Annotated in this window: 26 protein-coding genes; 22 read left to right on the top strand and 4 right to left on the bottom strand. The window is 36.9% G+C overall.

The genetic code is table 11. The features are described 5' to 3' along the window. Positions 1–110: 110 nt before the first annotated feature. The 5 genes from rpsF (at position 111) to PK943_03295 (ending at position 4,132) form a co-directional block, all read left to right on the top strand. Positions 111–602: a 30S ribosomal protein S6 gene (gene rpsF, locus PK943_03315; GenBank protein HRN78243.1), complete on the top strand. Its 492-nt coding sequence runs from the start codon at positions 111–113 to the stop codon at positions 600–602. Between the two features lie 20 nt (positions 603–622). Then, positions 623–910 carry a 30S ribosomal protein S18 gene (gene rpsR / locus PK943_03310; GenBank protein HRN78242.1) on the top strand — a complete coding sequence of 96 codons (288 nt, stop codon included), beginning with the start codon at positions 623–625 and terminating at the stop codon, positions 908–910. Positions 911–976: 66 nt separating this feature from the next. Further along, a complete protein-coding gene (typA, locus tag PK943_03305) occupies positions 977–2,776 on the top strand; it encodes a translational GTPase TypA (protein ID HRN78241.1) in 1,800 nt (599 codons plus the stop codon). A gap of 5 nt (positions 2,777–2,781) precedes the next feature. Then, complete coding sequence (gene truA / locus PK943_03300; GenBank protein HRN78240.1) at positions 2,782–3,552, top strand: tRNA pseudouridine(38-40) synthase TruA; 771 nt, start codon at positions 2,782–2,784, stop codon at positions 3,550–3,552. After that, positions 3,545–4,132, top strand: coding sequence for a GNAT family N-acetyltransferase (locus PK943_03295; GenBank protein HRN78239.1), 588 nt, complete (start codon positions 3,545–3,547; stop codon positions 4,130–4,132). Before truA ends, PK943_03295 begins: the two co-directional genes overlap by 8 nt. Here the strand turns inward: PK943_03295 and gpmI are convergent. Continuing rightward, entirely contained in the window at positions 4,125–5,642 is a 1,518-nt protein-coding gene (gene gpmI, locus PK943_03290; GenBank protein ID HRN78238.1) for a 2,3-bisphosphoglycerate-independent phosphoglycerate mutase, read from the bottom strand. The two genes, PK943_03295 and gpmI, sit on opposite strands and share 8 nt — an antisense overlap. A 121-nt stretch (positions 5,643–5,763) precedes the next feature. Here gpmI and PK943_03285 point away from each other — a divergent pair, with 121 nt between their 5' ends. The 4 genes from PK943_03285 (at position 5,764) to PK943_03270 (ending at position 8,767) form a co-directional block, all read left to right on the top strand. After that, on the top strand, positions 5,764–6,123 hold the full coding sequence (locus PK943_03285) for a hypothetical protein (GenBank protein HRN78237.1): 360 nt from the start codon (positions 5,764–5,766) through the stop codon (positions 6,121–6,123). An 85-nt stretch (positions 6,124–6,208) separates the two neighbouring features. Continuing rightward, positions 6,209–6,985, top strand: coding sequence for an ankyrin repeat domain-containing protein (locus PK943_03280; GenBank protein ID HRN78236.1), 777 nt, complete (start codon positions 6,209–6,211; stop codon positions 6,983–6,985). A 23-nt stretch (positions 6,986–7,008) separates the two neighbouring features. After that, positions 7,009–7,749, top strand: coding sequence for an RsmE family RNA methyltransferase (locus PK943_03275; GenBank protein HRN78235.1), 741 nt, complete (start codon positions 7,009–7,011; stop codon positions 7,747–7,749). A 145-nt stretch (positions 7,750–7,894) separates the two neighbouring features. Continuing rightward, positions 7,895–8,767 (top strand): ankyrin repeat domain-containing protein, encoded by an 873-nt coding sequence (locus PK943_03270; protein HRN78234.1) that lies wholly within the window; start codon positions 7,895–7,897, stop codon positions 8,765–8,767. 1 nt (position 8,768) lies between these two features. Here PK943_03270 and tsaB read toward each other — a convergent pair whose 3' ends face one another. Then, on the bottom strand, positions 8,769–9,476 hold the full coding sequence (tsaB, locus tag PK943_03265; GenBank protein ID HRN78233.1) for a tRNA (adenosine(37)-N6)-threonylcarbamoyltransferase complex dimerization subunit type 1 TsaB: 708 nt from the start codon (positions 9,474–9,476) through the stop codon (positions 8,769–8,771). 284 nt (positions 9,477–9,760) lie between these two features. After that, positions 9,761–10,177: a Holliday junction resolvase RuvX gene (gene ruvX, locus PK943_03260; protein HRN78232.1), complete on the bottom strand. Its 417-nt coding sequence runs from the start codon at positions 10,175–10,177 to the stop codon at positions 9,761–9,763. Between the two features lie 104 nt (positions 10,178–10,281). Between ruvX and PK943_03255 the strand changes: the two genes are divergently transcribed. From PK943_03255 to PK943_03210, 10 genes are all read left to right on the top strand, one after another. After that, on the top strand, positions 10,282–11,607 hold the full coding sequence (locus PK943_03255) for an amino acid carrier protein (GenBank protein HRN78231.1): 1,326 nt from the start codon (positions 10,282–10,284) through the stop codon (positions 11,605–11,607). Positions 11,608–11,609: 2 nt separating this feature from the next. After that, positions 11,610–12,998, top strand: coding sequence for a UDP-N-acetylmuramoyl-L-alanyl-D-glutamate--2,6-diaminopimelate ligase (locus tag PK943_03250; GenBank protein ID HRN78230.1), 1,389 nt, complete (start codon positions 11,610–11,612; stop codon positions 12,996–12,998). 13 nt (positions 12,999–13,011) lie between these two features. Then, complete coding sequence (locus tag PK943_03245; protein ID HRN78229.1) at positions 13,012–13,329, top strand: hypothetical protein; 318 nt, start codon at positions 13,012–13,014, stop codon at positions 13,327–13,329. A 9-nt stretch (positions 13,330–13,338) separates the two neighbouring features. Further along, positions 13,339–13,635, top strand: coding sequence for a hypothetical protein (locus PK943_03240; protein HRN78228.1), 297 nt, complete (start codon positions 13,339–13,341; stop codon positions 13,633–13,635). Positions 13,636–13,639: 4 nt separating this feature from the next. Beyond that, positions 13,640–13,966 carry a hypothetical protein gene (locus PK943_03235; protein HRN78227.1) on the top strand — a complete coding sequence of 109 codons (327 nt, stop codon included), beginning with the start codon at positions 13,640–13,642 and terminating at the stop codon, positions 13,964–13,966. Positions 13,967–13,978: 12 nt separating this feature from the next. Further along, positions 13,979–14,392, top strand: a complete 414-nt coding sequence (locus tag PK943_03230; GenBank protein HRN78226.1) for a hypothetical protein — start codon at positions 13,979–13,981, stop codon at positions 14,390–14,392. 19 nt (positions 14,393–14,411) lie between these two features. Then, entirely contained in the window at positions 14,412–14,708 is a 297-nt protein-coding gene (locus PK943_03225) for a hypothetical protein (GenBank protein ID HRN78225.1), read from the top strand. A 16-nt stretch (positions 14,709–14,724) separates the two neighbouring features. Next, a complete protein-coding gene (locus PK943_03220; GenBank protein HRN78224.1) occupies positions 14,725–15,249 on the top strand; it encodes a hypothetical protein in 525 nt (174 codons plus the stop codon). A 62-nt stretch (positions 15,250–15,311) separates the two neighbouring features. Then, entirely contained in the window at positions 15,312–15,638 is a 327-nt protein-coding gene (locus PK943_03215; GenBank protein ID HRN78223.1) for a hypothetical protein, read from the top strand. 73 nt (positions 15,639–15,711) lie between these two features. Beyond that, positions 15,712–17,697, top strand: a complete 1,986-nt coding sequence (locus tag PK943_03210) for a sodium-translocating pyrophosphatase (GenBank protein HRN78222.1) — start codon at positions 15,712–15,714, stop codon at positions 17,695–17,697. A 72-nt stretch (positions 17,698–17,769) separates the two neighbouring features. Here the strand turns inward: PK943_03210 and PK943_03205 are convergent, their stop codons facing one another. Further along, complete coding sequence (locus PK943_03205; protein ID HRN78221.1) at positions 17,770–18,792, bottom strand: ankyrin repeat domain-containing protein; 1,023 nt, start codon at positions 18,790–18,792, stop codon at positions 17,770–17,772. Positions 18,793–18,961: 169 nt separating this feature from the next. On the opposite strand from PK943_03205, the gene PK943_03200 reads away from it, so the two are divergent. From PK943_03200 to PK943_03190, 3 genes are all read left to right on the top strand, one after another. After that, a complete protein-coding gene (locus PK943_03200; GenBank protein ID HRN78220.1) occupies positions 18,962–20,206 on the top strand; it encodes a DUF1343 domain-containing protein in 1,245 nt (414 codons plus the stop codon). A 431-nt stretch (positions 20,207–20,637) separates the two neighbouring features. Continuing rightward, a complete protein-coding gene (locus tag PK943_03195) occupies positions 20,638–23,190 on the top strand; it encodes a ribonucleoside-diphosphate reductase subunit alpha (protein ID HRN78219.1) in 2,553 nt (850 codons plus the stop codon). A gap of 14 nt (positions 23,191–23,204) precedes the next feature. Beyond that, positions 23,205–24,212: a ribonucleotide-diphosphate reductase subunit beta gene (locus tag PK943_03190; protein HRN78218.1), complete on the top strand. Its 1,008-nt coding sequence runs from the start codon at positions 23,205–23,207 to the stop codon at positions 24,210–24,212. Positions 24,213–24,216 lie beyond the last annotated feature (4 nt).

Genomic DNA, 24,216 nt, shown 5'->3' with positions numbered 1-24,216 from the left:
CTGGCCTTTTTGCTATCTTTGATTATAAATAAACTCTTAAATACTAAATAGAATAGGGTGGTCCTGTTCTATAGTGTTTAGTTCACTTCCACTTAGTATAGAGGAAATGCATGATGCACCGTTATGAAGTACTTATGCTTGCGGTACCTGAAATTACCCAAGATGAGACAAAATCTATCGAAAAACAGATTGATTCTGTAGTTCGCCAATCAAATGGATCATTGATATCATTTGAGCGCTGGGGTAAATATAAATTATCATATCCAGTAGATAGAAATGATTATGGCATATACTTTCTAGCTCGCTTTGAAACTGACAAAGCAGAAACAGCATTGAATGAAATATCATCATTGTTCAAAATCAGGTTAAACAACATTGTAATGCGTAATATGTTGACCAAGCTTGAACCAAATCAGTCACTTGCATATCAGCGTCCAAAATCTTTAGAAGATGCGCCGGAAACAACAAATTCACGCGGATTCATGGATGAACGTAAAAAGATTGAAGGCTTGATTTCTGCAGTAGATGGCAAGAAAGGTCAAGTAACAGATATTGATTTTGAAGAAATGGAAGAAGATACTGAATTTGATGACCAAGAATAAGCTAGTTAAGGACAATAATCATGACTAAGAAAATTAAATTAAAAATTAGCGCTCGATTAGTAAAAAAACGTACACGACGCAATGGCGCAGGTCCAAACAAGCATTGTCGTTTTTGTGGGAAAAAAGAGTATGCATTGAATCTTGATTATAAAAATGCAACTTTTTTGAAAGGTTTTTTAACTGAGCGTGGTAAAATTTTACCTTCACGTATTTCTGGTAACTGTGCATTGCACCAACGTGAATTGTCACGTGAAATTCGTAAAGCTCGTGTAATGTCTTTATTGCCATACACAACTCAATATCTTTAATAGTTAATAACATCAAGGTGCTTGCTTATTGAGGTAGGCACCTTTTTTAACCCAATAGGTGAATAAATGGAGCGTTCTAATCTGCGCAACATAGCAATCATCGCACACGTAGATCATGGTAAAACAACATTAGTAGATCAACTATTACAACAATCTGGTACAGTTAGTATGGCTGGACAAGACCGCGTAATGGACTCAAATGATCTTGAACGTGAACGTGGTATTACTATTTTGGCAAAAAATACCGGTATTACATACGGTGATTATGCAATTAATATTGTTGATACACCAGGCCACGCAGATTTTGGTGGCGAGGTGGAACGTACGCTGCAAATGGTTGAAGGCTTTTTATTATTAGTTGATGCGGCGGAAGGTGTTTTGCCTGGTACGCGTTTTGTATTGCAAAAGGCGTTGCAACTTGGATTACAGCCTATTGTGTTTATCAATAAGATTGATCGTAAAGATGCAGATATAAAACGTACTGAAGAAAGTATTCATGAGCTATTTTTAGATTTAGCACAAGATGATTCGCAATTAGATTTTCCTGTTTTATATGGTTCAGGCAGATTAGGATTTGCAACTACTGATCCTTCAGTTGAATCAAAAGATATGCAGCCTATATTTGATGCGATTATCAAATATGTACCAGCTCCTCAGTCACAATCTGATTCATTACAATTACTGATTACAAATATTGATCACTCAGACTTCTTGGGTCCAATTGCTGTTGGCCGTATCTTTGGTGGAGAACTTAAGTTAGGACAACAAATAGTTCTTTGCAAGGGAGACAAAATAGGTGCTCCAACTAAAGTTACTAAAATATTTAAATTTGTTGGCCTTGATAAAGTTGAAGTGCCGGAAGCTGCAAGTGGTGATATTGTTGCAGTAACTGGGTTTAATGAGCAGCCTTCAATTGGTGCTACAGTTTGTGCGCCAAATAATCCAAATCCATACCCATATGTAGCAATTGATGAACCAACACTCAGTATGTTTATCTCAGTCAACGATTCACCATTTAATGGTAAAGAAGGTAAGTTTTTAACGTCTCGCCATTTAAAAGATCGTTTTGATAAAGAATTAAAAACTAACGTTGCATTACGTGTTGAACCAACTGATTCTCCGGAAATATTTAAAGTATCTGGCCGTGGTCAATTACATCTTGGTGTGTTAATTGAAAACATGCGTCGTGAAGGATTTGAGTTACAAGTTTCTGCACCGCAAGTTATTTATAAAACTATTGATGGTCAAAAGTACGAACCAATTGAATTTGTGGTGATTGATACTCCAGAAGAATATCAAGGTTCTGTGATGGAAAATCTTGGTAGACGTAAAGGTATCATGAAAAATATGGTTACCTTTGGTGATGGGCGTATACGTTTGGAATATGAAGTGCCATCACGTGCTTTGATTGGGTTCAAAAGCCAATTCTTAACGGATACACGTGGTACTGGTTTATTGAACGTGAGCTTTCTTGACTATCAACCATACAAGGGTGATATTCCAACACGTACTAAAGGTGCATTAGTGTCCATGGAAAATGGACCAGTAACCGGATATGCACTGGATGCCTTACAAGAACGCGGTATTTTATTTGTAGAGCCAGGTGAGCCAGTATATGAGGGAATGATTATTGGTGAGCATAGCCGAGACAATGACTTGACGGTAAATCCATGTAAGGGCAAAAAATTAACTAATATGCGTGCATCTGGTTCAGATGATGCTATTAAACTTGCACCAGCGCGTAAAATGTCCCTTGAGCGTTGCATGGAATGGATACGCCCGGATGAACTTATTGAGGTTACACCAAGTTCTATTCGTTTACGTAAACGCGTTTTAAATGAGACAATGCGTAAACGCGTAAAATAGGTTCTATGTTTAAGTATACAATTGTAATTGCGTACGATGGTACCAACTATCATGGGTGGCAGGAACAAAAAGATTTGATGACGGTCACCCAAGTACTTCAAGATACTTTTGCATATGTCTTTAAAAAATCCATAAAAATTCTTGGTGCATCGCGTACAGATGCGGGTGTACACGCACAGGGGCAAGTAGCGCAATTTAAAACCGATTTGCCTTTGGATACAGCAACGATGCTTCGTGTTTGGAATGCTGTATTACCAGGTGATATTATCATAAGATCATTAGATCTTTCTATTGCGGATTTTCATCCATTGTATAATGTGGTGCGTAAAACATATCACTATCACGTTTTTTTGAAAAAACCATCACCATTTGTACAACGATATGGTTGGTTTTATTCTTCTCGTGTTGATATTGATAAGCTCACTAGTGCATTACAGATTTTTGTTGGAACGCATGATTTTACTTCGTTTTGTTCTATTGATGCACCTGATCCTAATAAAATACGTACGATTGATCAAATTTCTGTAGAATACGTAGAGTCATGGGATGCATATCGGATAACAGTCGTAGCGCAAAAATTTTTACGTTATATGATTAGACGCATGGTTGGTGCAGCACTTAAAGTTGCAACAACTCCTGATATGCCGACACATTATATACGTGATGTGTTGCAAGCAAAAAACCCGATAAATACATTACCTACAGCCGCAGCAAAAGGATTGACTTTACATAGCATTGAATATGCTGTACCAAAAATAAAGGGAACTCATGAATAAGCTTATGAAAAAAATTATTATAGCAGCAAGTTTAATTGGTATTGCAGGTGTTGGTTATTATTATGTGCAACATCAAAGCAAACCGCAGCAGGTACTAGAACAAGGTCCTTTTTATACTTATGATGAGGCACGAGATTTAGAATCTATTTTAAAATTGTTTCAAGAAAATTGGTATTGGTTAATCGCATCGCGGCCGGACTATTCGCGCGAATATGCAGAGTATTTTTTCAAATACCGTGCGCCCACAAGAAATCCTTTGCATGCGGGAATATTGCAAATTAAGGTATTACGTGTAGATAACCAATTGGCAGGATTTACTGCTTATTACAAAGAAAATCCGCAGGTTGGTATCTTGCTATTTTTAGCGGTTGATCCAATATTTAGGGGTAAGGGGTATGGAGAACAGCTCGCAAGATTTGCGGTTAATGATTTAATAGCTCAAGGAGCTAAAAAAATACAGCTAGTAACACGTACGGTAAACTTTGCTGCACAGAAAATATATAAACGCCTCGGATTCCAAGAGGTGTACCGTGATGATGAGGGTTATGTGTATTTTGAATATATGGTACCGACTACCTAATCATTTCTGTGGGTATGGGCAGCTGCATTAGTTTTAAAATAAATGGTGCTATATCAGCAAGTTGGGTGAGCGAAAGCTCACCTTTTTTTATGTGCTTGTTAATAACCAGAAATGGTACTGGGTTAGTGGTATGTGCCGTACGCGGTTGCTGATATTTTTCATCATACATCTCTTCTGCATTGCCATGGTCTGCCGTGATAATTAAGGTGCCATCAAGTTCTTTGATTATGACGGTATATAGTTTTTCTAATTCGTGATCAAGGCATTCAACTGCGCGTACAGTAGCATCAAAGTTTCCCGTGTGACCAACCATATCGGCATTTGCATAATTAATCAGATAAAAATCCTGTGGATTTTTACGTAAAGAATCAATAACTGTTTTGGTAATTTCTGCAGCAGACATGCAAGGATATTTGGCATAATTTTTTGCATGTAACGAAGGAATAATTATGCGAGTTTCAGTAGCTACAGGGTTTTCTTGCATACCGTTAAAAAAGTAGGTAACATGGGCATATTTTTCTGTTTCGGCAATACTGAATATTGATTTGCTATGTTTAGCCAAGATTTCTTTGAGTGTATGTTGTATGGTAGAATGCGGGAACATAAAATTTGTTCTTAAATTATCAGCATATGCTACGGGAGTAATAAAAGTACTCAGTGGTATATAATCACGTTTAAAATTACTAAAATCTTTTTGTATAAAAGCTGCAGTCAATTGCCGTGCACGATCCGGTCTAAAGTTGAAAAAAATTATGCCATCACCTGGTTTAATTATACTGTTTGCCGCTAGCTGTGTGGGTGGTATAAATTCATCGGTAATCGATTGATGATAATAATGATCGAGTGCATTTTGCCATGTGGCAAACGGTTTTTGTTTATCTGCTTTTTGAGTAAGTGCTTTGTATGTGTGCTCGGTACGGTCCCAATTGCGATCTCGGTCCATAGCAAAAAATCTACCATGTATTGAACCAATGGTTCCGCGTCCTAATTCTTGTAACTTTTTATCGAGTTTTTTTAGATAAGTTGCCGCTGATTGAGGTGGCGTGTCACGCCCATCTAAAAATGGATGTACTATAATCTTGTGAATCCCATGATTTACTGCTGTATCCAAAAAAGCAAATAAGTGATTTTCAAGGCTATGTACACCGGCATCAGAAAGTAGTCCTATAATATGTAAAGTGCCTTTATTTTGAGCAATAATATCTAACTCATGTTGTAATATTTTATTTTTGGAAAAAGAGCCGTCAGAAATAGCTTTATTCAATACCGTGATTGGTTGTTCTACAATACGTCCACTACCAATAGTCAAATGACCAACTTCTGAATTGCCAATATAACCCGAAGGTAATCCGACTGCTGTGCCAGAAGCTTGTAATAATGTATGTGGATAGTGTGTAAACCAGTTATCTAAATGTGGTCTATGTGCATGCGCAATAGCATTATATTTTTTTGCATTAGAATAGCCAAATCCATCCAAAATAACTAAAACAACTGGTTTTTTATTGGTCATAAATTTCCTTTTTGTTTGAGTCTTAGTAAAATATCTTGCCATAATGCAATATTTTATGGTTATATTAGTACCTAATTTTAAGTAAAAGTAATAGGTATACAGATAAAAAAGGAGCTTATTTATGAAAAAATTATTAGCTATAAGTTTGCTATGTTGTTGGTGTTATGTATACGCTCAGGAAAGTCCATCGCAATATAGTGGTAGCGATCCAGTTAATGTCCCGATGGTCAAAAATTCAAGAGCTCTCAAAAAGAGAAGTGCTTCTAGAGGCAGCAGTGAAGCTCTTAGATTAGGAAAACAACATGGGTTTCCGCCGGTCAATAACACGTCCAATACTTTATCACGCATAGATGGTATTCCAGCGCCTACATCACCACGTTCTATGCCGACTTCACCACGACCATTAACACCAACATCTCGTTGGAGCAGATCAGAACAGACACGGGTGAGATCGAATTCTGCGAGTGCAGGTTCTCAATAACAAAAAGAATAATTTTTGTTCCTTTGCTCAAATAGAGGTATACTAGGCCTTTGTATTCTGTAGTTTTTTGAAAAAAAGGGAACATATGTTTTGTAAAAAAATCTTAACTATAATTGGTATTTCGCTAGTTAGTCTTACGTGTGGACGTCCTCGTGTTACACAGCCACATAAAAATATATCGGTACAAAAACAAAGTACAGTAGTATTATCCGAACAATTTGACCATGTAAAAACAAAAACAGATCTTGATGATAGTTTACGCTTGGCCACCAAAGCAGGAATTCTCAGTTATGTGCAGCAATTGGTAGAGGAATATGGTGCTGATATTACCAATGTAGATGAATATGGTGATACATTATTGCATCACGCATGTTCATTTGGGTTTATTGATGTAGTTAAATACTTAGTAGATGTGTGTAAAATGGATGTCAATGTACAAGGCATGTGTGGAGACACACCATTGCATTGTGCTATTAGCAATGGGCATTACCACATAGTGCGGTACCTAATTGATGAGTGTGGCGCGGATATTTATATAAAAAATAATGAAGGGTTAGATGCAATAGGTATGATGCGAGAAGTGCAGTTATTGTATCAAGCAATGGGCTACTTTATTGAGCAGGCTGCGCAAATTCAAATGGATAAGAAAGTAGAATCGCAAGATGTAGATATGGATGCTTTATTTGATGAATTAATTGATGAAATGGTAGAGCATGGTGCAGTTTCAGAGGATATTTCCATAGAACCATTGCCTCAATGGAAGATATATCTTATGCGTATTGGTGATTTTGTATTACAAAAATATGATGTAGGCAAACAAATGTGTACTGCGGTATACACAAAATTTGTAGGTATACTTTAAAATAATCTATTGGTTGTCATATTATGGAACATGAATTTGCATTGTATCTAGATAATTTATCGCATATACTCAAAAGTCAATCTGATGAATATATTACTATAGATGATAAAGATTTTTTTCATCGTTTAGTACATGTATTGCGTATGCATCAGGGGCAGAAAATTATCTTGTTTGATGCTATGCAACATGTAGAAGTACTTCTTGATGCATTTGAGGGTAAATCCCGTGTTATTGGGCATATTCGTGCATATCATATAAACAAACAGCTTATGCCAACTGTTCACTTTATATTGCCTGTGTTAAAAAGAGAAGATCTTTCTGAAGCGGTATACGGTCTGGCAGAGGCCGGAGTAAACTCTATTCAATTGGTTACTACACAGAAAGTCCAGCGAGTATGGGGTGGTCAAAAAGAACTCGAGCGACTTGAGCGAGTGATTATTGCTGCTGGAGAACAAGCAAAACAATTTTCATTGCCTACTTTGCATGCGCCAATTGAATTAAGTGCGTATCTTGTGCAATTGGCAAAAAGTGCATACAAAATGTATGCTGACCCAGAAGGTATGGCACTTACAACAAGTATTCAACAAATACCATCGTCCATTTCTGAATTATATATCATGGTTGGACCCGAAGGTGATTTGACGCCGTCAGAAAAAGAATTAGTTCACGCGGCATCATTTAATTTTTTTAAACTTACGCCAACTATTTTACGTGCAAAACAGGCTGCCATAGTAAGTGCTGCAGTTTTTCGGTCTATTGTATAATTCTTTTTAAGAAGTGTATTCCAAATAGTATTACTATTTTTATTGATTTTTGTTTTGCAGCAACATTACACTAAAGATAGATGTTACGTTTTGTATATTCGTGACACGAAGGGGTGGAGCAAAATCATATAAAGGGGATATAACTATGGAAAAGGGTCGATCTGATATAGCATTATTATTAACCGTATTAGTTTTGTTTAGTGCTAGTATTGGTTTTTTGCATGGGTCAAAGACGGTCCGCAAAGATACGGTACGATCCTACACTCACCCTTTAGATGAAGTTCGTCGTTCACAAGCCCTTAATTATCTACAACCTTTACTTATTGCACGTGCGCCAGGTGTACTTGCACAAACACTGCAAGGAGTATCCCTTGAGCGGACTGAAGAATTGGCCAGAATAATCATAAAAGATAATAAATCCCCATTGAGTCGTGATGAAAAAGTAGTATTTATTCTTGCACTTGCTCATGCATTTACTCTTGATCAATACGCACAATATAAATTATTTAATTTGCTTCGTTTATTAAAAAAGGGAACGCCGCCTTTAGTTATCGCAGCGCAAAGCGAATATGTTGCAGAGATCCCTGTGCTTACGGGATGGATACGAAGTAAAAATATTATTGAGTTTGCTCCTGAACAAGCATTAACTTATGCAGTTGATACAAATAATATTGATGCATTTATGAATTTGATCAAATACGGTGTGTCATTAAATTCAACTGTTGCAACACAATTATTAACTCTTGTAGTTGAACAAAATAGAGATGTTAGATTTGTATCGTTTTTAGTTGATCATGGTGCGGATGTAAACGTTGTTGAAAATAAACGCACACTACTTATGATTGCGGTAGAACAAAATAATAAAGCCATGGTCCAAACATTGCTTAACTCTGGTGCACAAGTAGGAATAGTAATTGTTCCTGAAATAGGATCCGCATTGCAATTAGCAATAGAAAAAGGGTATGGGGACATTGACGTGCTTTTGCGTGAATATGGTGCGCGTGAGATGAATCAGTAATTTATTTTTGTTCAAAAGCTTGTTGTGCGGCATGTTTTTTTAAATACAATGGTAGCAATTGATATGATATATTTTTTTTCTGCTGCCACTGTTGCCAGCCTATAGTGCCAATTTGTTTAAGTGAACAAGTCTGTGGAAGATGCTCAGGGATATATGCGTTGTTACCAAACATGTGCAAAATATCATCACGATATAGCGCTGTTCCATTTCCTATAAACCGCAAAAAATCGTTGGGATAATCATTATGAATCTGTTTGAGAAGTTCAGTGATTTTCATATACCCAGTTTCAATAGTTTGTAAATGTATATGTATTGCAAAATATACTTCTTGATTAAATGCATTCAGTAAAACAATAGTGTTGGGATATGTATCATTGAGATGTTCCTCAACTAATGCATGTAAGCCATCGATCCCAGTCATAGGTATTTGCTGGGCAAAACTTAACCCATTAGTTGATGCTAAAACTACGCGAAGTGTAGTAAATGGCCCTGGCCCTTGATTAACGGCCAGAAACTGAATAGCATCTAAAGCAATATTGTTACACGCAAGCAGTTGTTGTATGCATGGTATAAAATTTTTACTTGCGTGTATTTTGGGTTCGCATATGACATCAATAAGTCGGTCTTGCTCAAATAACCCTAACTCGATAGATTCATAAGTGTTTTGGATAGCTAAAAAAAGATTTGATGTTAATTTCGATTTTTGCATTTTTGTTGTTGATAAAAGATACTGAATGAATCAGATTCTATAGTCTTTTCTTTTTTTACAATGATTTTACCACAGTTGAGACACTTCCATCCTTCAAAGCTGAGAAAATGATCAAAAAAAGATTGCAAAACCATGAGGCCATCGCACTTTTTACATTTCATCTTACTCTCGCCCCTCTAGCAATCACCTACTAAGTGATTACGCTTGCTTCGTTACCTTACTCCTTCTTTAATTCCATGCTAGCGCATAACAATTATTCTTGTCAATAAATTAGCTATAAAGGCTTATTCTAGCAGATTTTTTTGAAAATTAAGATGATCTAAATATGAACCAAGAATAAGTGCTGCAGCAATGGCATGCGATTGTAACTTATCTTCTTTTGTTTTCGATTTTTGTATACGTGCAGCTTGCTTGCTCGTAAGTCGTTCATCCCACAATTTCCATGTGACAGAACTAAACATTGCTTCTAGCTTAAGGGCAGTGTTTTTTATTTTAAGTGTTTGTTCACTTTCTGTACCACGTAGTGTTTTTGGATAACCAACTACAACGGTGATAATTGGTTCAGCAGATAATATAGTGGTAAGTGTATCTTTCAAATCTTTACTTGCGACTGTTTTATATGGACGCGCAAGCATTTGTAATGGATCAGAAATAGCGATACCAGTCCAACTATCACCAATATCTAGAGCGAGTATTTTCATAGTTTTTATTTTCGTTTTGATCGGGTATGCAGATGTCTAAAACTTGAGTATACTAAAGATTCTCGTGTTGTAAAAATCATTGTACAAAACTGAAGGGAACAGTTGTGATTAACTTGTCTGACATACTTATTATAAAAAATTGGTTACTTGGTTGGCCGTTAATTTTTTATGTCGTAGCAGTCAGTGTTGCATGTACTATTTGGTTGCGTTTTGTGCAGATCCGCTATTTTTTTAAAGCAATCAATACATTACTCAATCCGTCTGAAACTGCACATGCCGGAGATATGACCCCCGTACAAGCATTTGTGAATGCATTGAGTGCAAGTATCGGGAATGGTAGTCTTGCGGGTGTTGCTACAGCAGTGTATATGGGCGGACCCGGTGCTGTATTCTGGGTTATGATTTTTGGTATGGTACTTATGTCTATACGATTTGCAGAAGTTTTTTTGAGCACCCAATTTGCAAAGTATGCACCACGTGGTACCGTGCTTGGTGGTCCAATGTTGTATCTCAAACAGTTGCCATTTGGTTATGTATTTGCCTATTTATATGCAATATCATGTGTCATTTTTGGGTTACTCGGAGGTAATGCAGCACAATCAAACTCAATTATGTTGGGTTTGTATACAACATGGGGTATTCCTCCAATGGTAACCGCTGTTGTAGCTGGTTTGTTTACTCTCTATGTAATTCTGGGTGGCTCGCAACGCATTGTTCAAGTTTCTAATAAAATTGTACCAATTAAGGTTATAGTTTTTTTCAGTTCTTCATTTTTTGTGCTGGCTTATAACTATGCGAATATTTTTAGTGCTTTACAACTCATTGTTATGAGTGCTCTTGAACCGCAAGCTGTGTTTGGTGGCACGCTCGGGTTTACTTTTCAACAAGCCTTGCGTTTTGGTATGGCACGTTCTATTTTTGCTACGGAGGCAGGTTTGGGAACTGCTGGTATTTTATTTGGTTTTACCGGTAGTACAGAATCGGTTAAAGATGGTCTTATTTCTATGGTGAGCACATTTATTAGTGCGCTTGTAGCATTTTTAGTTGGTTTATGTATTGTTACCAGCGGTGTGTGGAATTCTGGATTTGACAGTACGGCACTGACTATTGCAGCATTTAATACAGCATTTGGACAACTGGGTGGTTGGATTGTGAATTTTCTTGCTATTGCATTTGGTATGGGGGTACTTGTTACGTATGCATATGTTGTTCGTGCCGCATGGTTTTCATTAACGAATGGTAAGTATGGATTTGCTTTTGTTGTGGTATATGCGCTGACCACAAGCATAGGGGCTTTGGTTTCTGTTGAATTTGTATGGAATGCGATTGATGTATCAGTTGCTTGTATGTTATTTCTTAATTTATTGGGTATAGCATATTTACTTCCCGTTATTTCTCGAGAGCTGAACGCATATATGCAAAGTGAATAACAATGAATCAAGTGATGATGCCAAAAAAATTTCCTGTTACGTGTCATACCGATTACGTTCAACCAGGATCAACGTTTGTCGCAATCGCCGGCATGAGTGTTGACGGAGTTGCTTATATTCCACAGGCGATCAAAAATGGAGCCTCTGTGATTGTATTGGCTGAGGACGCTCAGGTGTCTGTAGATACTTGGCGACTTATGCGTGATGCTGGCGTTGAGGTTCAACGTGTGCCAGATACACGTAAAGCACTTGCTGTATTAAGTGCGCAAGCAGCAGGATATCCAGCACGTCAATTAAAGATTATTGGTGTCACTGGTACCAAAGGAAAAACGACTACTACTTTTTTGTTAGCACATGTGTTGCAAGGTGCAGGCAAAAAAGTAGGTTTGGTCAGTACGGTACATAATCGTATAATGGATACTATATTTCCACCGGCGCTTACAACACCACAGCCAGATTACTTGCAACAGTTTTTGCGCTGTTGTGTAGATGCGCAAGTAGAATATGTAGTGATGGAGGTTGCTGCACAAGCGCTCAGTTTGCATCGAGTGCATGATATTTTGTTTGATGGCGTTATATTTACTAATTTTTCTCATGAACATTTAGAGTTTTATCCCACTATAGATGCCTACTTTGCGGCCAAATGTTTGATATTTGATCAGGTTAAAAACGGTGCACCAGTATTGATTAACATGGATGATGCACTATCGGTGCCGCTTATACAAAATCAATATAAAGGATTTGGGTTTCATGGAAGTACAGTCATAAAAACAGAACAACCATGCACTATTATGTGTGATGATGTTATTATTGCTTGCCCCGTTTTGTTAGGAAGTTTTAATTGTTATAACATACTCGGTGCTGCGCGTATGGCGCTTGCTCTTGGTATACGCCAACAAGATGTTGTCAGTAGTTTAGCATATTTTTCTGGTGTACCGGGTCGCTTACAACAATTTAGTATGCCGAATGGTGCACGGTGTATTATTGATTATGCGCATAACCCGTCATCATATGAGGCAGTACTTTCTATGTTACGTGCACAAACAGATGATTTGATTGTGGTATTTGGCGCAGGAGGGCAACGTGATCCGCACAAACGGCCTATCATGGGTAAGATAGCATCAACTTTTGCAGATACGGTAATTTTAACTTCCGATAATCCACGAACTGAAGATCCACTAAAAATTATGGAAGATATTGCAGCTGGCATAGAACATAAATATAAAGTTATTTATGAAGTTGATCGGCAAAATGCTATTAATTTAGCATATAAAAAATCACGTGCAGGATCTATTATTGCTATTTTGGGCAAGGGGACTGATGAATATCAAATTGTCGGTTCTCAGAAAAAATATTTTAGTGAGCGGCAAATAATTCAAGCATTGTATTAAAAAAGGATAAGAAATGAAAAATATTAGGTTCATGTTACTTATCTTGATAACAGCTTTGAATATGCAAAGTATGGAAAAAGCCTCACCGGGACTTTCTCTTGAAGAAGCAGTTGTACAACTACGTGAATCGAAATCTAAATATCAATACTTCAAATTTAAAGCTATAGATATGTTGCAACAATATGTGCCAATAACAGATAGTTATGTTATGCATATGGCCAGACAGTTGAGGTTATCTGAATATCGTTATCAAATATATGGGGTAGCTGGCATAGTTTTTATCTTGATGTATTGGTTATCAGAGCCGCTAGGCAACAGAATAGAGCTGTAGGAAAAATTTGTGAAGATACCATTACTTATCGTTATGCTTGTATTTGGGCAATTAGTGGCAGCAATGGAAGAACAAAATCAGCAAGCTAGCGGGCCGCATGTAATTGCATATTTTAATGATGAGCGTGATGAGACTATTTTTGAATTTTTTAAAATACATATACAAGTGCAAAAATATAATGAGCAACGTGCAATTGCACAACTACGACGCGCAGAACAATATCGTATGTATATGGGTGGAGTGATGTGTATAGCAATAGTTAGTTGTGGATTTGTGCTGTATACCTATTTTGGATGGGAAAATTAATTGTATGAAGAAACAATGTTTAATTTTTTTATTATTGGTATGTAGCAATATTTATGCAATGGAATCCGATGGGATTGACCGTAATCAATCCACAGCCATGGTAATCGATAGTAGTGGGCAACATACAATAATACGCTATCAGAAAAATGAAAATGCAGCAGAGGAATTTCTAGAAATCATCAGACAAATTATACAAAAAGATGATGAAGCTCGTGAACGAGAAAGAAATATGCGGATACAATCAGACCGTATAAAATTGGGATTAAAAATGCTTTTTATTGCAGGTGCAGCGTGGGCGATTATAAGTACTATGCAAAGACTGAGTGCTTAAACAAGGAAGCATATGAAAAAGATATTCTTGGCATTGTTTATTGTATGTCCTATTCCTTTGAATGCGGGTAATGACGAAATACAAAAGCAAATAATTGAGCAGACAACAGAGCTTACCTCTAGGCAGCAGTTTACGGTTAACCTATTAAATTATGTCTTTAGGTGGTCAAATCGGCCTGCACCGCGTATTGTAGATCCTAGTCATGTGACTCAACGATCTATAAACCAGGCAATGCAAATAGTTGATCAACGACACGAACAGTTACAAAATACACTTGAGCAGCTACAACAAATAGCAAAAAATCGGCAGCAAAGAGAACAACGAATAAAGAATATAAGAACTATAGCGATTACCGTTGGTATTATATCAAGTGGAGTTGCAGCAGGATTGATTGGATATAGTGCTTACGCATGGTTTAATTCTTGAATAACTAGAAAGATATTGTATGAAAATTATGTACTTTAATTTTCTATTATTGTGCAGTAGCGTAAATATTTTTGGAGTGAATCCTGAAATTAGTCATATTGTAGAACAACAGAACAATAGGAAGAATGAGATTAGGGAGCAGATACAATATGTTGCCAGACGAGATCATGCTCTATATATAGCTTTTAACGATTTACATACAGATTTAAAGCGATCTCAATATCTAGATAAATTAATAATTAGAGTAGCCATTGTATCTGGAATTAGTTCAGTTGTATCAATAGGTGTTGGTCTTTATTATTTTTTTAGTGCTTAAGTAAACAAGGATATACATGCAAAGAATTTTATTTTTAATACCATGGCTAACTACTGCTTGTATATCAATGCATGCTATGGCGCCAGATGATTTTACCAAAAAAGAAAATTATCAAATAGTGCAAGAGAGTCGTGATTTAGATATTGAAGTTGATCAACAAGGAAAATTGCTTGATCAAAGAGAAAATTTAATGGGATTGAGCAAACATTTTCCTATTTCATTAACGCAAGATATGGTTGATCGATTAAATCGTCTTACAAAAATATTTGATCTTGCAGAAGTGCATCATTTCTATATTAATAGTCAATCAGATGAGTTGGTTGATGAAGCAAATAGTCAAGAAAACTGGAGCAGTCAAGCAAATGATGCTTGTAGTGATGATGAAAGAGATGAATCTAATGAAGGTTCCACAAGTAGCAACATGGATGTATGTAATAAATCAGTAAAAATAATCATGATAAATGATACGCAAATATATAAAATATATGGCAGAGCAATGGGTATCGCTTTGGCATTGGTTCTTGCAGGAATATATTTATAATATTGGTATAATTTAATAATTATTAAAAATGATCTAATCAACAAAGAAGGGTATTTACAATAATGAAAAGAATGGTTTTGCCTATAATAGTATGTGCAGTAAGCTGTATATCAGTGCAAACAAATGGTATGAGTAGATTGCCTGGAGTCAAAGAAAATCAGGATAATAGTAAGTTAGAAGTGAATGAGAGCTTTTTTACCCAAAAAAACATAGGTAATTATGGAGAACCTATTATTAAGTGTAGTAAAGTAATAGCTGATGGTACTCAATATGTATATGAAAAAAAGCCAGAAGCGTTCCATGGGGTATTGGCAGCATTAATTCTAGCAGGGTATTATTGGTGGATGATCAGTATTTTTGCTACTCAAAATGCTACTTTACAATCTTAAATCTAAACGGTAATATTAAATTTCGATCTGTGTCGGTACAACCTATTTATTTTTAATAAACGGAGCAGCATACATGGAACTATCAGTTCTCAATTTTTCTCTTATTTTTGGTGGAGTTGCCGCCTTTGGGTTGGCAGTTGTTGCCTTTCTGATGAATGCGATTCAAAAAATTACGGTCGAAGATGAAAAGGCCGAACGTATAGCGCAGGCTATTCGTACTGGTGCAATGACCTTTTTGCGCGAAGAGTACAAAATTATTACTTTAATGGTACTTATTATTGGTACCTTTATAGGGCTCTTGGTAAAAAGCATATTAGTTACTGCGGTATTTATGGTTGGTTCATTCATGTCGATGTTGACAGGTTTTCTTGGTATGCGCGCAGCAACAGCGGCGAACGTACGTACTACCTTGGCAGCAAAAAATCGTGGTGAACACGCTGCATTCCTTGTTTCATTTTTTGGTGGCGGGGTTATGGGTTTTGCAGTTGCAAGTTGCGGGTTATTGGGTCTTGGTACTATATATTACTTGTATTCTGATCGTCCCGACTTTTTATTATTGTTAACCAGCTTTAGCGTTGGAGGCTCACTTGTTGCATTTTTTGCACGTGTTGGTGGGGGTATTTATACCAAATCAGCTGACGTAGGTGCCGACTTAGTGGGTAAAATAGAAGCTGGTATTCCTGAGGATGATCCGCGTAATCCGGCAGTAATTGCAGATAACGTTGGTGACTGTGTAGGTGACACTGCTGGTATGGGTGCTGATATTTATGAATCATATGTAGGTGCTATTGTAGCATCGACTATTTTGGCAGTCAGTATGCATGCAGACAAAATTACCTATGTTACATTGCCAATAATGCTTGCAGCCCTTGGATTAATAGGTTCGTTGTTTGGTTTGATTTCGAATTTATTATTTAAGTTAGAACCAGCAGCTATGTTACGTAATGCAGGGTATATTGCAATTGTAACGCTCCTTGGGCTTTCATTCTGGTATATGCGATCAGTTGGTTTACCAGTTGAATTGTTCTATGCTGTTGCTCTTGGTTGTATATCTGGTGTTGTAATTGGTCTAATAACCGAACATTACACAGGTGGTAAGCCAGTAGAACAAGTTGCAGAAAGTGCAAAAACTGGTTCAGCAACAAATATTATTTACGGTTTATCAGTTGGTATGGAATCTACCGTAGCGCCTGTTATTATTTTGGCAGGTATAGTATTGGTAGCATATCTTTTTGGTGGTGGATTGTTTGGTGTATCATTGGCAGCTGTTGCTATGCTTGCAACGGTAGGTATTAGCATGACAGTTGATGCGTATGGTCCAATAGCAGATAATGCTGGTGGTATTGCAGAAATGTCAGGTTTTGATCCTTCAGTTCGTAAAATTACCGACAAATTAGATGCGCTTGGTAATACTACAGCCGCTATGGGTAAAGGTTTCGCCATAGGTTCAGCGTTGCTGACTGCACTTGCTATGTTCTCTGCATACTCTCAAGAAGCAGGCATAGAGGTGTTAGACGTTTTGGATCCATTTATATTGACTGGGATGTTTATTGGTGCAACAGTACCGTTTTTGATTTCTGCATTAACTATGCGTTCAGTGAGTAATGCTGCATTGCAAATGGTACTTGAAGTACGTCGTCAATTTAAAGAAATTAAAGGCCTCATGGAAGGTAAGGCAGAACCTGATTATGCACGCTGTGTAGCAATTAGTACACGTGCATCATTGCGTGAAATGATATTGCCTGGTGTTATTACTGTTTCTTTACCTGTAGTAATTTTTTATACCCTAGGTAAACCGGCTCTTGGCGGGATGCTTGTAGGTTCAACATTGGTTGGTGTCTTACTTGCTCTTATGATGGCTAATAGTGGTGGAGCTTGGGATAACGCGAAAAAATATATTGAAGCAGGGCACCTTGGTGGTAAAGGTTCAGATGCACACAAATCAGCCATAACTGGCGACACGGTGGGCGACCCTTTCAAAGATACATCTGGTCCAGCACTTAATATTTTAATTAAGTTAATGTCAGTAGTTGCACTATTGCTTGTACTGATGAAGTAACATAAATATGTACTAAAAAAAGCCCTATGGAATTTCCGTAGGGCTTTTTTTTATACTTTATATTGTTGTTTTTTAATGATCATACACGAGATCAAAAAGTTTTCCCCATAAAAATAAGTATGTTTCAAATAAATTTTGAACTTTTTCTATACTAGTAGAATCAATGAGTAATTGTGTCAGCTGTTTTGCTTGCTTGTATTTGAACATATTACCTATTGCAATGATAACGGGAAGATGACCTTCATGGTTAACATGATTTACGTTTGCACCATGCTGTAATAAAGTTTGAACCAATACAAGATTGCCGCCTCGAGCTGCTTTAAACAATGCGGTTTCTCCACCTTTATCTTGGCCATTAATATCTGCGCCAAATAATAAAAGAGATTTTGTCATATTAATACAAACACGTTTATCCTTTTTTGAATTTATTGGCATTTGAGCAACTAAAACCAAAGCAGGTGTATAGCAACTACATGCATTAGGGTTTGCACCATATTTGAGTAAGTAATATACAGCAACATCATCTTTTTGTTGGATAGCTATATCAAGCGGGGTCTCGCCTGTATTACTCCGGTGATTAATAATGTTAATTTTACGTGGATGATCTTGTAGATTAGTAAGAATTAGCTTTAATGCTGCAAGATTGCCGCCTTGCGCGGTTGAATGCAGTGCATTGATGTTATTTGTTTTTTCTAAGCAACTTATGTCTGCATGGTGGTTGAGGAGTAATTCTACCATGTTAGCATACCCGTGAAATCCAGCAGCCATGAGTGGGGTAGCGCCATCGGTATTTGCAGAATTGACATTAGTACCAAGCTCCAATGCTTCTTGGAGTACATCACATTTATTGCATAACGTTGCTAAATGGAGAATGGTAAGCTTTTCATCAGTTGCCGTGCTGTCAGGATGTGCTTCTCCTGAGCGGATCTTATTGAACATGATCTTGAGAAAAGCTTCTAAAGAGGTACGCTTTTCAGCTTGTGATAGGGGTGGTGGCGTAGATGGTTTAATAATATTTGTGTTTTCCATAGTATATATGTTTGTAATCCATATACTTGCATATAAAAAAAGAATAGTTAAAGTGCGAATATTCACAAAGATCCTCCATAATAGTTAAATAAAGCGTTGTTGTTTTTTATTATATATGCGAAATGATACGTCAAATAGAGAACAATTGCAAAGTATACATATATATTGCATATTAACATCTTATTTTGCTAGATTTAAATTGACAGATGGAAATATTTGTTGAGAGGGGGCTGGTATGAAGGGGTTTTTAAATTTAGCTCATGTATTGCATTTTTTTGTAATTATAGCAGGTTCCTGTGTATATGGAGCAGATCTCAAGTTAGGTATTGAAAATGCTTCCCAGCTACTTAAATATACTTATAATAAAAAAAAGATAATGCAATGTAAGGTTGGTTTTATAACTAATCACACGAGCAAAGATCAATCTGGTAATAGATCTGTTGATATTTTATTGCAACATGGACTTACTATTTCTTATTTACTTGCTCCTGAACATGGCTTTTATGGTGTAGTTGCAGCGGGCAAGGATATAACAAACACAGTAGATAAAAAAACCGGTATAAAAATTGTCAGTTTATATGATCAGCATGCCAAGCGGGAAGTCAGCCCAGAGATAATGAAGTCAATAGATGTACTTATGTTTGATGTGCAAGACGTTGGTATGCGCCATTACACGTATATTGCAACCATGTTCTATGCTATGCGTTCTGCTGCACAACATAATAAGCCATTTGTGGTTTTTGATCGCCCTAATCCATTGGGATATCGCATTGAAGGCCCTATTATCGATGAGGTAATTCCTGGTTCTATGATTGCTGCAGTGCCAATTCCATTACGTCATGGGATGACTGTCGGTGAGTTAGCACAATTTTTTAATCGGCATATATTACATAATGCAGTTCAATTGCATGTGATTAAAATGCAAAATTATACGCGGTTCAATACGCCAGATAATCTACTGAAAAACCTTTCTCCTAACATTACATCTGCACAATCGTGTTATGGATATAGTTTTTTAGGATTACTTGGAGAAGTTAGGCCTTTTGATGTTGGTGTTGGTACAGAGATGCCTTTTTGCCGTATAGGATTATCAGAAAAATATGCAGTTACACAAGATGTTTGGAAATCATTACATAGTGTATTACAAACACAAGGTATTCAATCACACATAAAAGATTATACACGTAGAAATCAAAAGTTTCACGGGGTAACGTTTTCTATAAACAACATTCAACAAGTGGCATCATTTGAATTGTTACTCAAGGTACTTAGTTTATTCAAACAAGCAGGTGTGCCGTTACAGTTTTCTGAGTATTTTGACCGTGCAGTGGGGACTCCGTATGTACGGCAGTATATTGAGGGTTCATTGGGGCGTATTGCATTAGCACAAGTAATTAATAATCGCATGTACAAATTTCTTACACAAGCTCGTTCTGCATACTTATATGCGCCAATACCCCAGTATACACAGATGAACTAGTATTTAATTTTCTTTTAGATCTTTTAAAAAGCTTATTTTTTTTACAAATTACTTATATAAATTTTATAATTATATTAAACCCTACCAAATTACTTGTTTGAAGGCGTAGATTACCTATTATTCTGCTTTAAAAATAAATTCAGTAAGAATAAAATTGATATATTAATCAGCAGAAAATTTTAGAATATGTTTTCACAAAAAAAATATGAAAAAACTATTTGATTACGAATCACTAAACGGTTACAGTATATGATACTAACTTGGTGAATACTTTTCACATAGTCAAAATTAATAACTCAAAAAACTGTTTGATTCATTATATAAAAGGTGCCAAAACACCTTAAGGGGATTTGCACCCTAAAATGAAAAATAACCCAAGTTAGTCAAAAAGGATGGTAGTGGTCTGGTGCTTATAGAATGAAAGGATTTTTATGGAACAAAGACAACGTGTTACAGCGCAAGGTGCTATGCCATATGCATATGATACCGGTACCAATCAAGTAAACAACATGTTTAAAAAATATACGGCATATACAGTAATTCGTGCAGATGGTGTACGTGAGTTACTGAGTATTGAACGTATGCATGCTACGGTAGCGTGGGCGGCAACAGGGTATGAATCATTAATTGACATTGACCGTGTATTACAAGAGGCATGTAAAAATGTATTTGATGGGATTACTGACCGTCAAATTGCAGATGCCCTGATACTTGCGACCAGTGTTTTTGTTGAATCAGATCCCGCATATGGCTATGTTGCAGGTCGTTTATTATTTAAAAAATTGTATGCCGAAGCAACTGGAACATCTACGGCACATTCAGATATTGATGCGGTATACCGTCAACACTTTGTAGATACTATCAAGTTTGGTGTAGAAAATAATATATTTGATCGACGGGTATTGGAATTTGATTTAGATCGTCTTGCGCAGGCTTTGGTTCCTGAACGAGATGATCTTTTTGATTATATGGGCTTGCATACGCTGTATCAACGTTATTTTGTACGGCATAAAAAACGGCGTATGGAGCTTCCTCAAGCATTTTGGATGCGTGTTGCTATGGGGCTTGCACTTCAAGAGCCAGAAAAAGAAAAATATGCTATCAAGTTTTATAACTTAATGTCACAGATGCGTTATGTGCCAAGTACGCCAACGTTATTGCATGCAGCACTTACGCGCCCACAGTTAAGTTCTTGTTACTTAACAACGGTTACAGATGATTTAGTGCATATATTTAAATGTTTTGGCGATAATGCTCAAATGGCAAAATGGTCTGGTGGCGTTGCCAATGATTGGACAAACATTCGTTCAACAGGAGCAATTGTTAAAGCCATTAATGCAGAAAGCCAAGGACTTATTCCATTCCTGAAAATCGCTAATGATGTGACGGCAGCTATTAATCGTAGTGGTAATCGCCGCGGTGCATGTTGTATGTACTTAGAAACGTGGCATATGGACATAGAAGATTTTATTGATTTGCGTAAAAATACGGGTGATGAACGTCGTCGTACGCATGATATTAATACGGCAAATTGGATTCCAGATTTGTTCATGAAGCGAGTACAGCAAGATGCTGAGTGGACGCTATTTTCACCACATGAAGTTCCTGATTTACATGATTTATATGGTAGCGCTTTTGAAAAGCGATATGAAGAGTACGAACGCATGGCAGAACGTGGTGAAATTGAGATGACGCGCAAAATATCTGCTAAACAACTTTGGCGTAAAATGCTTAGCAGATTGTTCGAAACCGGTCATCCATGGATTACGTTTAAAGATCCGTGCAATGTGCGTTCTCCACAAGACCATGTTGGTGTGGTGCATAGTTCAAACTTATGCACAGAAATTACACTCAATACATCAGCGGAAGAGACTGCGGTATGTAATTTAGGCTCCATTAACTTGGCAAAACATGTTGTGGAAGCAGAAGTTAATGATCAAATGCTTGCCGATACGGTAACACTTGCGGTACGTATGCTCGACAACGTTATTGATATTAATTTTTATCCAACGCAAGAAGGTAAGACGTCTAATTTACGCCATCGTCCTATTGGCTTTGGGCAAATGGGTTTACAGGATGCGATGTACAAACTTGATATTGCATTTGATAATGAACGTGCGCTTAATTTTAATAATGAGATTCAAGAAAAGCTTGCATATTATGCAATTCTTGCATCTTCAAAACTTGCGCAAGAACGTGGTGCCTATCCATCATACAAAGGTTCAAAATGGGCTAGAGGCATTTTCCCGCAAGATACTATTGCATTGTTAGAAAAAGAGCGCAGTCAAAAAATTGAAGCATTACCATCAGGTAAGCTTGATTGGAACCCAGTACGTGCACATGTTAGAGAATATGGCATGCGTAATTCAAATGTGATGGCTGTTGCGCCAACAGCAACTATTTCAACGATAGCTGGATGTTTTCCATGTATTGAGCCTATTTATAAAAATATCTATGTAAAATCAAACATGAGTGGTGAGTTTACCGTGGTGAATAAGTTTCTGCATGCTGATCTAAAAAAACTTGGATTATGGGATCAAAATATGCTTGATGAACTCAAGTATTACGATGGCAGTGTACAGCATATTGAGCGTATACCACAACATTTTAAAGATAAGTACAAAGAAGCATTTGAGATTGATCCAATTTGGTTAATTAAGCTTACTGCGGCTCGTGGCCAGTGGATTGACCAAAGCCAGTCGCACAATGTATTTATGAAAGGTGTATCTGGTAAAAAGTTAGATGAAATTTATATGACTGCATGGCAATATGGCCTTAAAACTACCTATTATTTACGTACGTTGGCTGCAAGTCAGATTGAAAAATCTACCTTGGATGCGAAGAAATTTGGGTTTACACAAAAACGTACGTATGCAACTAATGATGTGGCTATGTCGATAAATACTGTTGAAGAAGATAATATGGTAACAACTGGACAAACATGTTCAATTTCAGCTGATCCAGAGTGTGATGTATGTCAATAGACAAAAGGAAAATTATGGCAAACTATAATGGAATTATTAATAACTCAGTTGTAGATCCTAATAAAATTTTACCCATGCGCTATCTATGGGCACGGCAGCATTATAAGGATGGTGTAGCGAATAACTGGGTACCAGAAGAAGTTGCTATGCAAAATGATATAGAGCAATGGCAATCTCCTATGGTTTTAACCGAGACGGAACGTCGCCTTATTTTGTGGAATCTTGGTTTTTTCTCAACGGCAGAATCATTAACAGCAAATAACTTGGTATTAACGGTATACAAATATGTAACCAACCCAGAATGTCGCCAATATTTGTTACGCCAGGCATTTGAAGAAGCAATTCATACCGATACCTTTATTTATTGTTGTGATTCATTGGGTTTGAACCCTGATGAAATCTATAATATGTATGCAACCGTACCATCTATAAAAGCAAAAGATGATTTTGTGGTTAATTTAACCAAGTCGATTTTGGATCCAAATTTTACGACTGAAGGTGCCAGCAATATCAAGAAATTTTTGCATGATTTGGTTGGATTTTATGTCATTATGGAAGGCATCTTCTTTTATGCGGGGTTTGCTATGATGCTTGCTCTCAAGCGTCAGGGTAAAATGATTGGCATTGGTGAACAATTCGAATTTATCATGCGAGATGAGAGTCTTCACCTAGCATTTGGCTGTGATTTGATCAATACCATAAAAGCAGAAAATCCCGAGTGTTGGGATCAAGCATTCCAAGATGAACTGGTTATATTAATCAAAAAATCAGTTGAACTTGAGAAATCATATGCAAAAGATGCGTGTCCACAAGGAGTCTTGGGAATCAATGCAGAACAGTTTTGTGAGTACGTCGAATATATTGCGGACCGTCGCTTAGAGCGTATTGATTTGCCCAAAGTATATGGTACTACCAATCCATTTCCCTGGATGTCCCAGTCGACAGACTTGGCTAAAGAGAAGAACTTTTTTGAAACCAGGGTTACTGAGTACCAGACTGCAGGATCGCTTGAATGGGAATAAAGAC

The organism is Candidatus Dependentiae bacterium, from assembly GCA_035445995.1.
Lineage (GTDB): Bacteria > Babelota > Babeliae > Babelales > Vermiphilaceae > DAOMRS01.
The sequence above is the reverse complement of the archived record's forward strand: the minus strand, read 5'-3'. Positions and strand labels throughout refer to the sequence as shown.

Bases quoted from the DNA above. Each gene is read 5' to 3' on its own strand.
- PK943_03195 (HRN78219.1), top strand. From the start codon at position 20,638: ATGGAACAAAGACAACGTGTTACAGCGCAAGGTGCTATGCCATATGCA.
- PK943_03235 (HRN78227.1), top strand. From the start codon at position 13,640: ATGAAGAAACAATGTTTAATTTTTTTATTATTGGTATGTAGCAATATT.
- PK943_03285 (HRN78237.1), top strand. From the start codon at position 5,764: ATGAAAAAATTATTAGCTATAAGTTTGCTATGTTGTTGGTGTTATGTA.
- PK943_03250 (HRN78230.1), top strand. From the start codon at position 11,610: ATGAATCAAGTGATGATGCCAAAAAAATTTCCTGTTACGTGTCATACC.
- PK943_03280 (HRN78236.1), top strand. From the start codon at position 6,209: ATGTTTTGTAAAAAAATCTTAACTATAATTGGTATTTCGCTAGTTAGT.
- rpsF (HRN78243.1), top strand. From the start codon at position 111: ATGATGCACCGTTATGAAGTACTTATGCTTGCGGTACCTGAAATTACC.
- PK943_03215 (HRN78223.1), top strand. From the start codon at position 15,312: ATGAAAAGAATGGTTTTGCCTATAATAGTATGTGCAGTAAGCTGTATA.
- PK943_03245 (HRN78229.1), top strand. From the start codon at position 13,012: ATGAAAAATATTAGGTTCATGTTACTTATCTTGATAACAGCTTTGAAT.
- PK943_03210 (HRN78222.1), top strand. From the start codon at position 15,712: ATGGAACTATCAGTTCTCAATTTTTCTCTTATTTTTGGTGGAGTTGCC.
- PK943_03190 (HRN78218.1), top strand. From the start codon at position 23,205: ATGGCAAACTATAATGGAATTATTAATAACTCAGTTGTAGATCCTAAT.
- rpsR (HRN78242.1), top strand. From the start codon at position 623: ATGACTAAGAAAATTAAATTAAAAATTAGCGCTCGATTAGTAAAAAAA.
- PK943_03230 (HRN78226.1), top strand. From the start codon at position 13,979: ATGAAAAAGATATTCTTGGCATTGTTTATTGTATGTCCTATTCCTTTG.
- typA (HRN78241.1), top strand. From the start codon at position 977: ATGGAGCGTTCTAATCTGCGCAACATAGCAATCATCGCACACGTAGAT.
- PK943_03220 (HRN78224.1), top strand. From the start codon at position 14,725: ATGCAAAGAATTTTATTTTTAATACCATGGCTAACTACTGCTTGTATA.
- ruvX (HRN78232.1), bottom strand. From the start codon at position 10,177: ATGAAAATACTCGCTCTAGATATTGGTGATAGTTGGACTGGTATCGCT.
- truA (HRN78240.1), top strand. From the start codon at position 2,782: ATGTTTAAGTATACAATTGTAATTGCGTACGATGGTACCAACTATCAT.
- PK943_03200 (HRN78220.1), top strand. From the start codon at position 18,962: ATGAAGGGGTTTTTAAATTTAGCTCATGTATTGCATTTTTTTGTAATT.
- gpmI (HRN78238.1), bottom strand. From the start codon at position 5,642: ATGACCAATAAAAAACCAGTTGTTTTAGTTATTTTGGATGGATTTGGC.
- tsaB (HRN78233.1), bottom strand. From the start codon at position 9,476: ATGCAAAAATCGAAATTAACATCAAATCTTTTTTTAGCTATCCAAAAC.
- PK943_03275 (HRN78235.1), top strand. From the start codon at position 7,009: ATGGAACATGAATTTGCATTGTATCTAGATAATTTATCGCATATACTC.
- PK943_03295 (HRN78239.1), top strand. From the start codon at position 3,545: ATGAATAAGCTTATGAAAAAAATTATTATAGCAGCAAGTTTAATTGGT.
- PK943_03225 (HRN78225.1), top strand. From the start codon at position 14,412: ATGAAAATTATGTACTTTAATTTTCTATTATTGTGCAGTAGCGTAAAT.
- PK943_03270 (HRN78234.1), top strand. From the start codon at position 7,895: ATGGAAAAGGGTCGATCTGATATAGCATTATTATTAACCGTATTAGTT.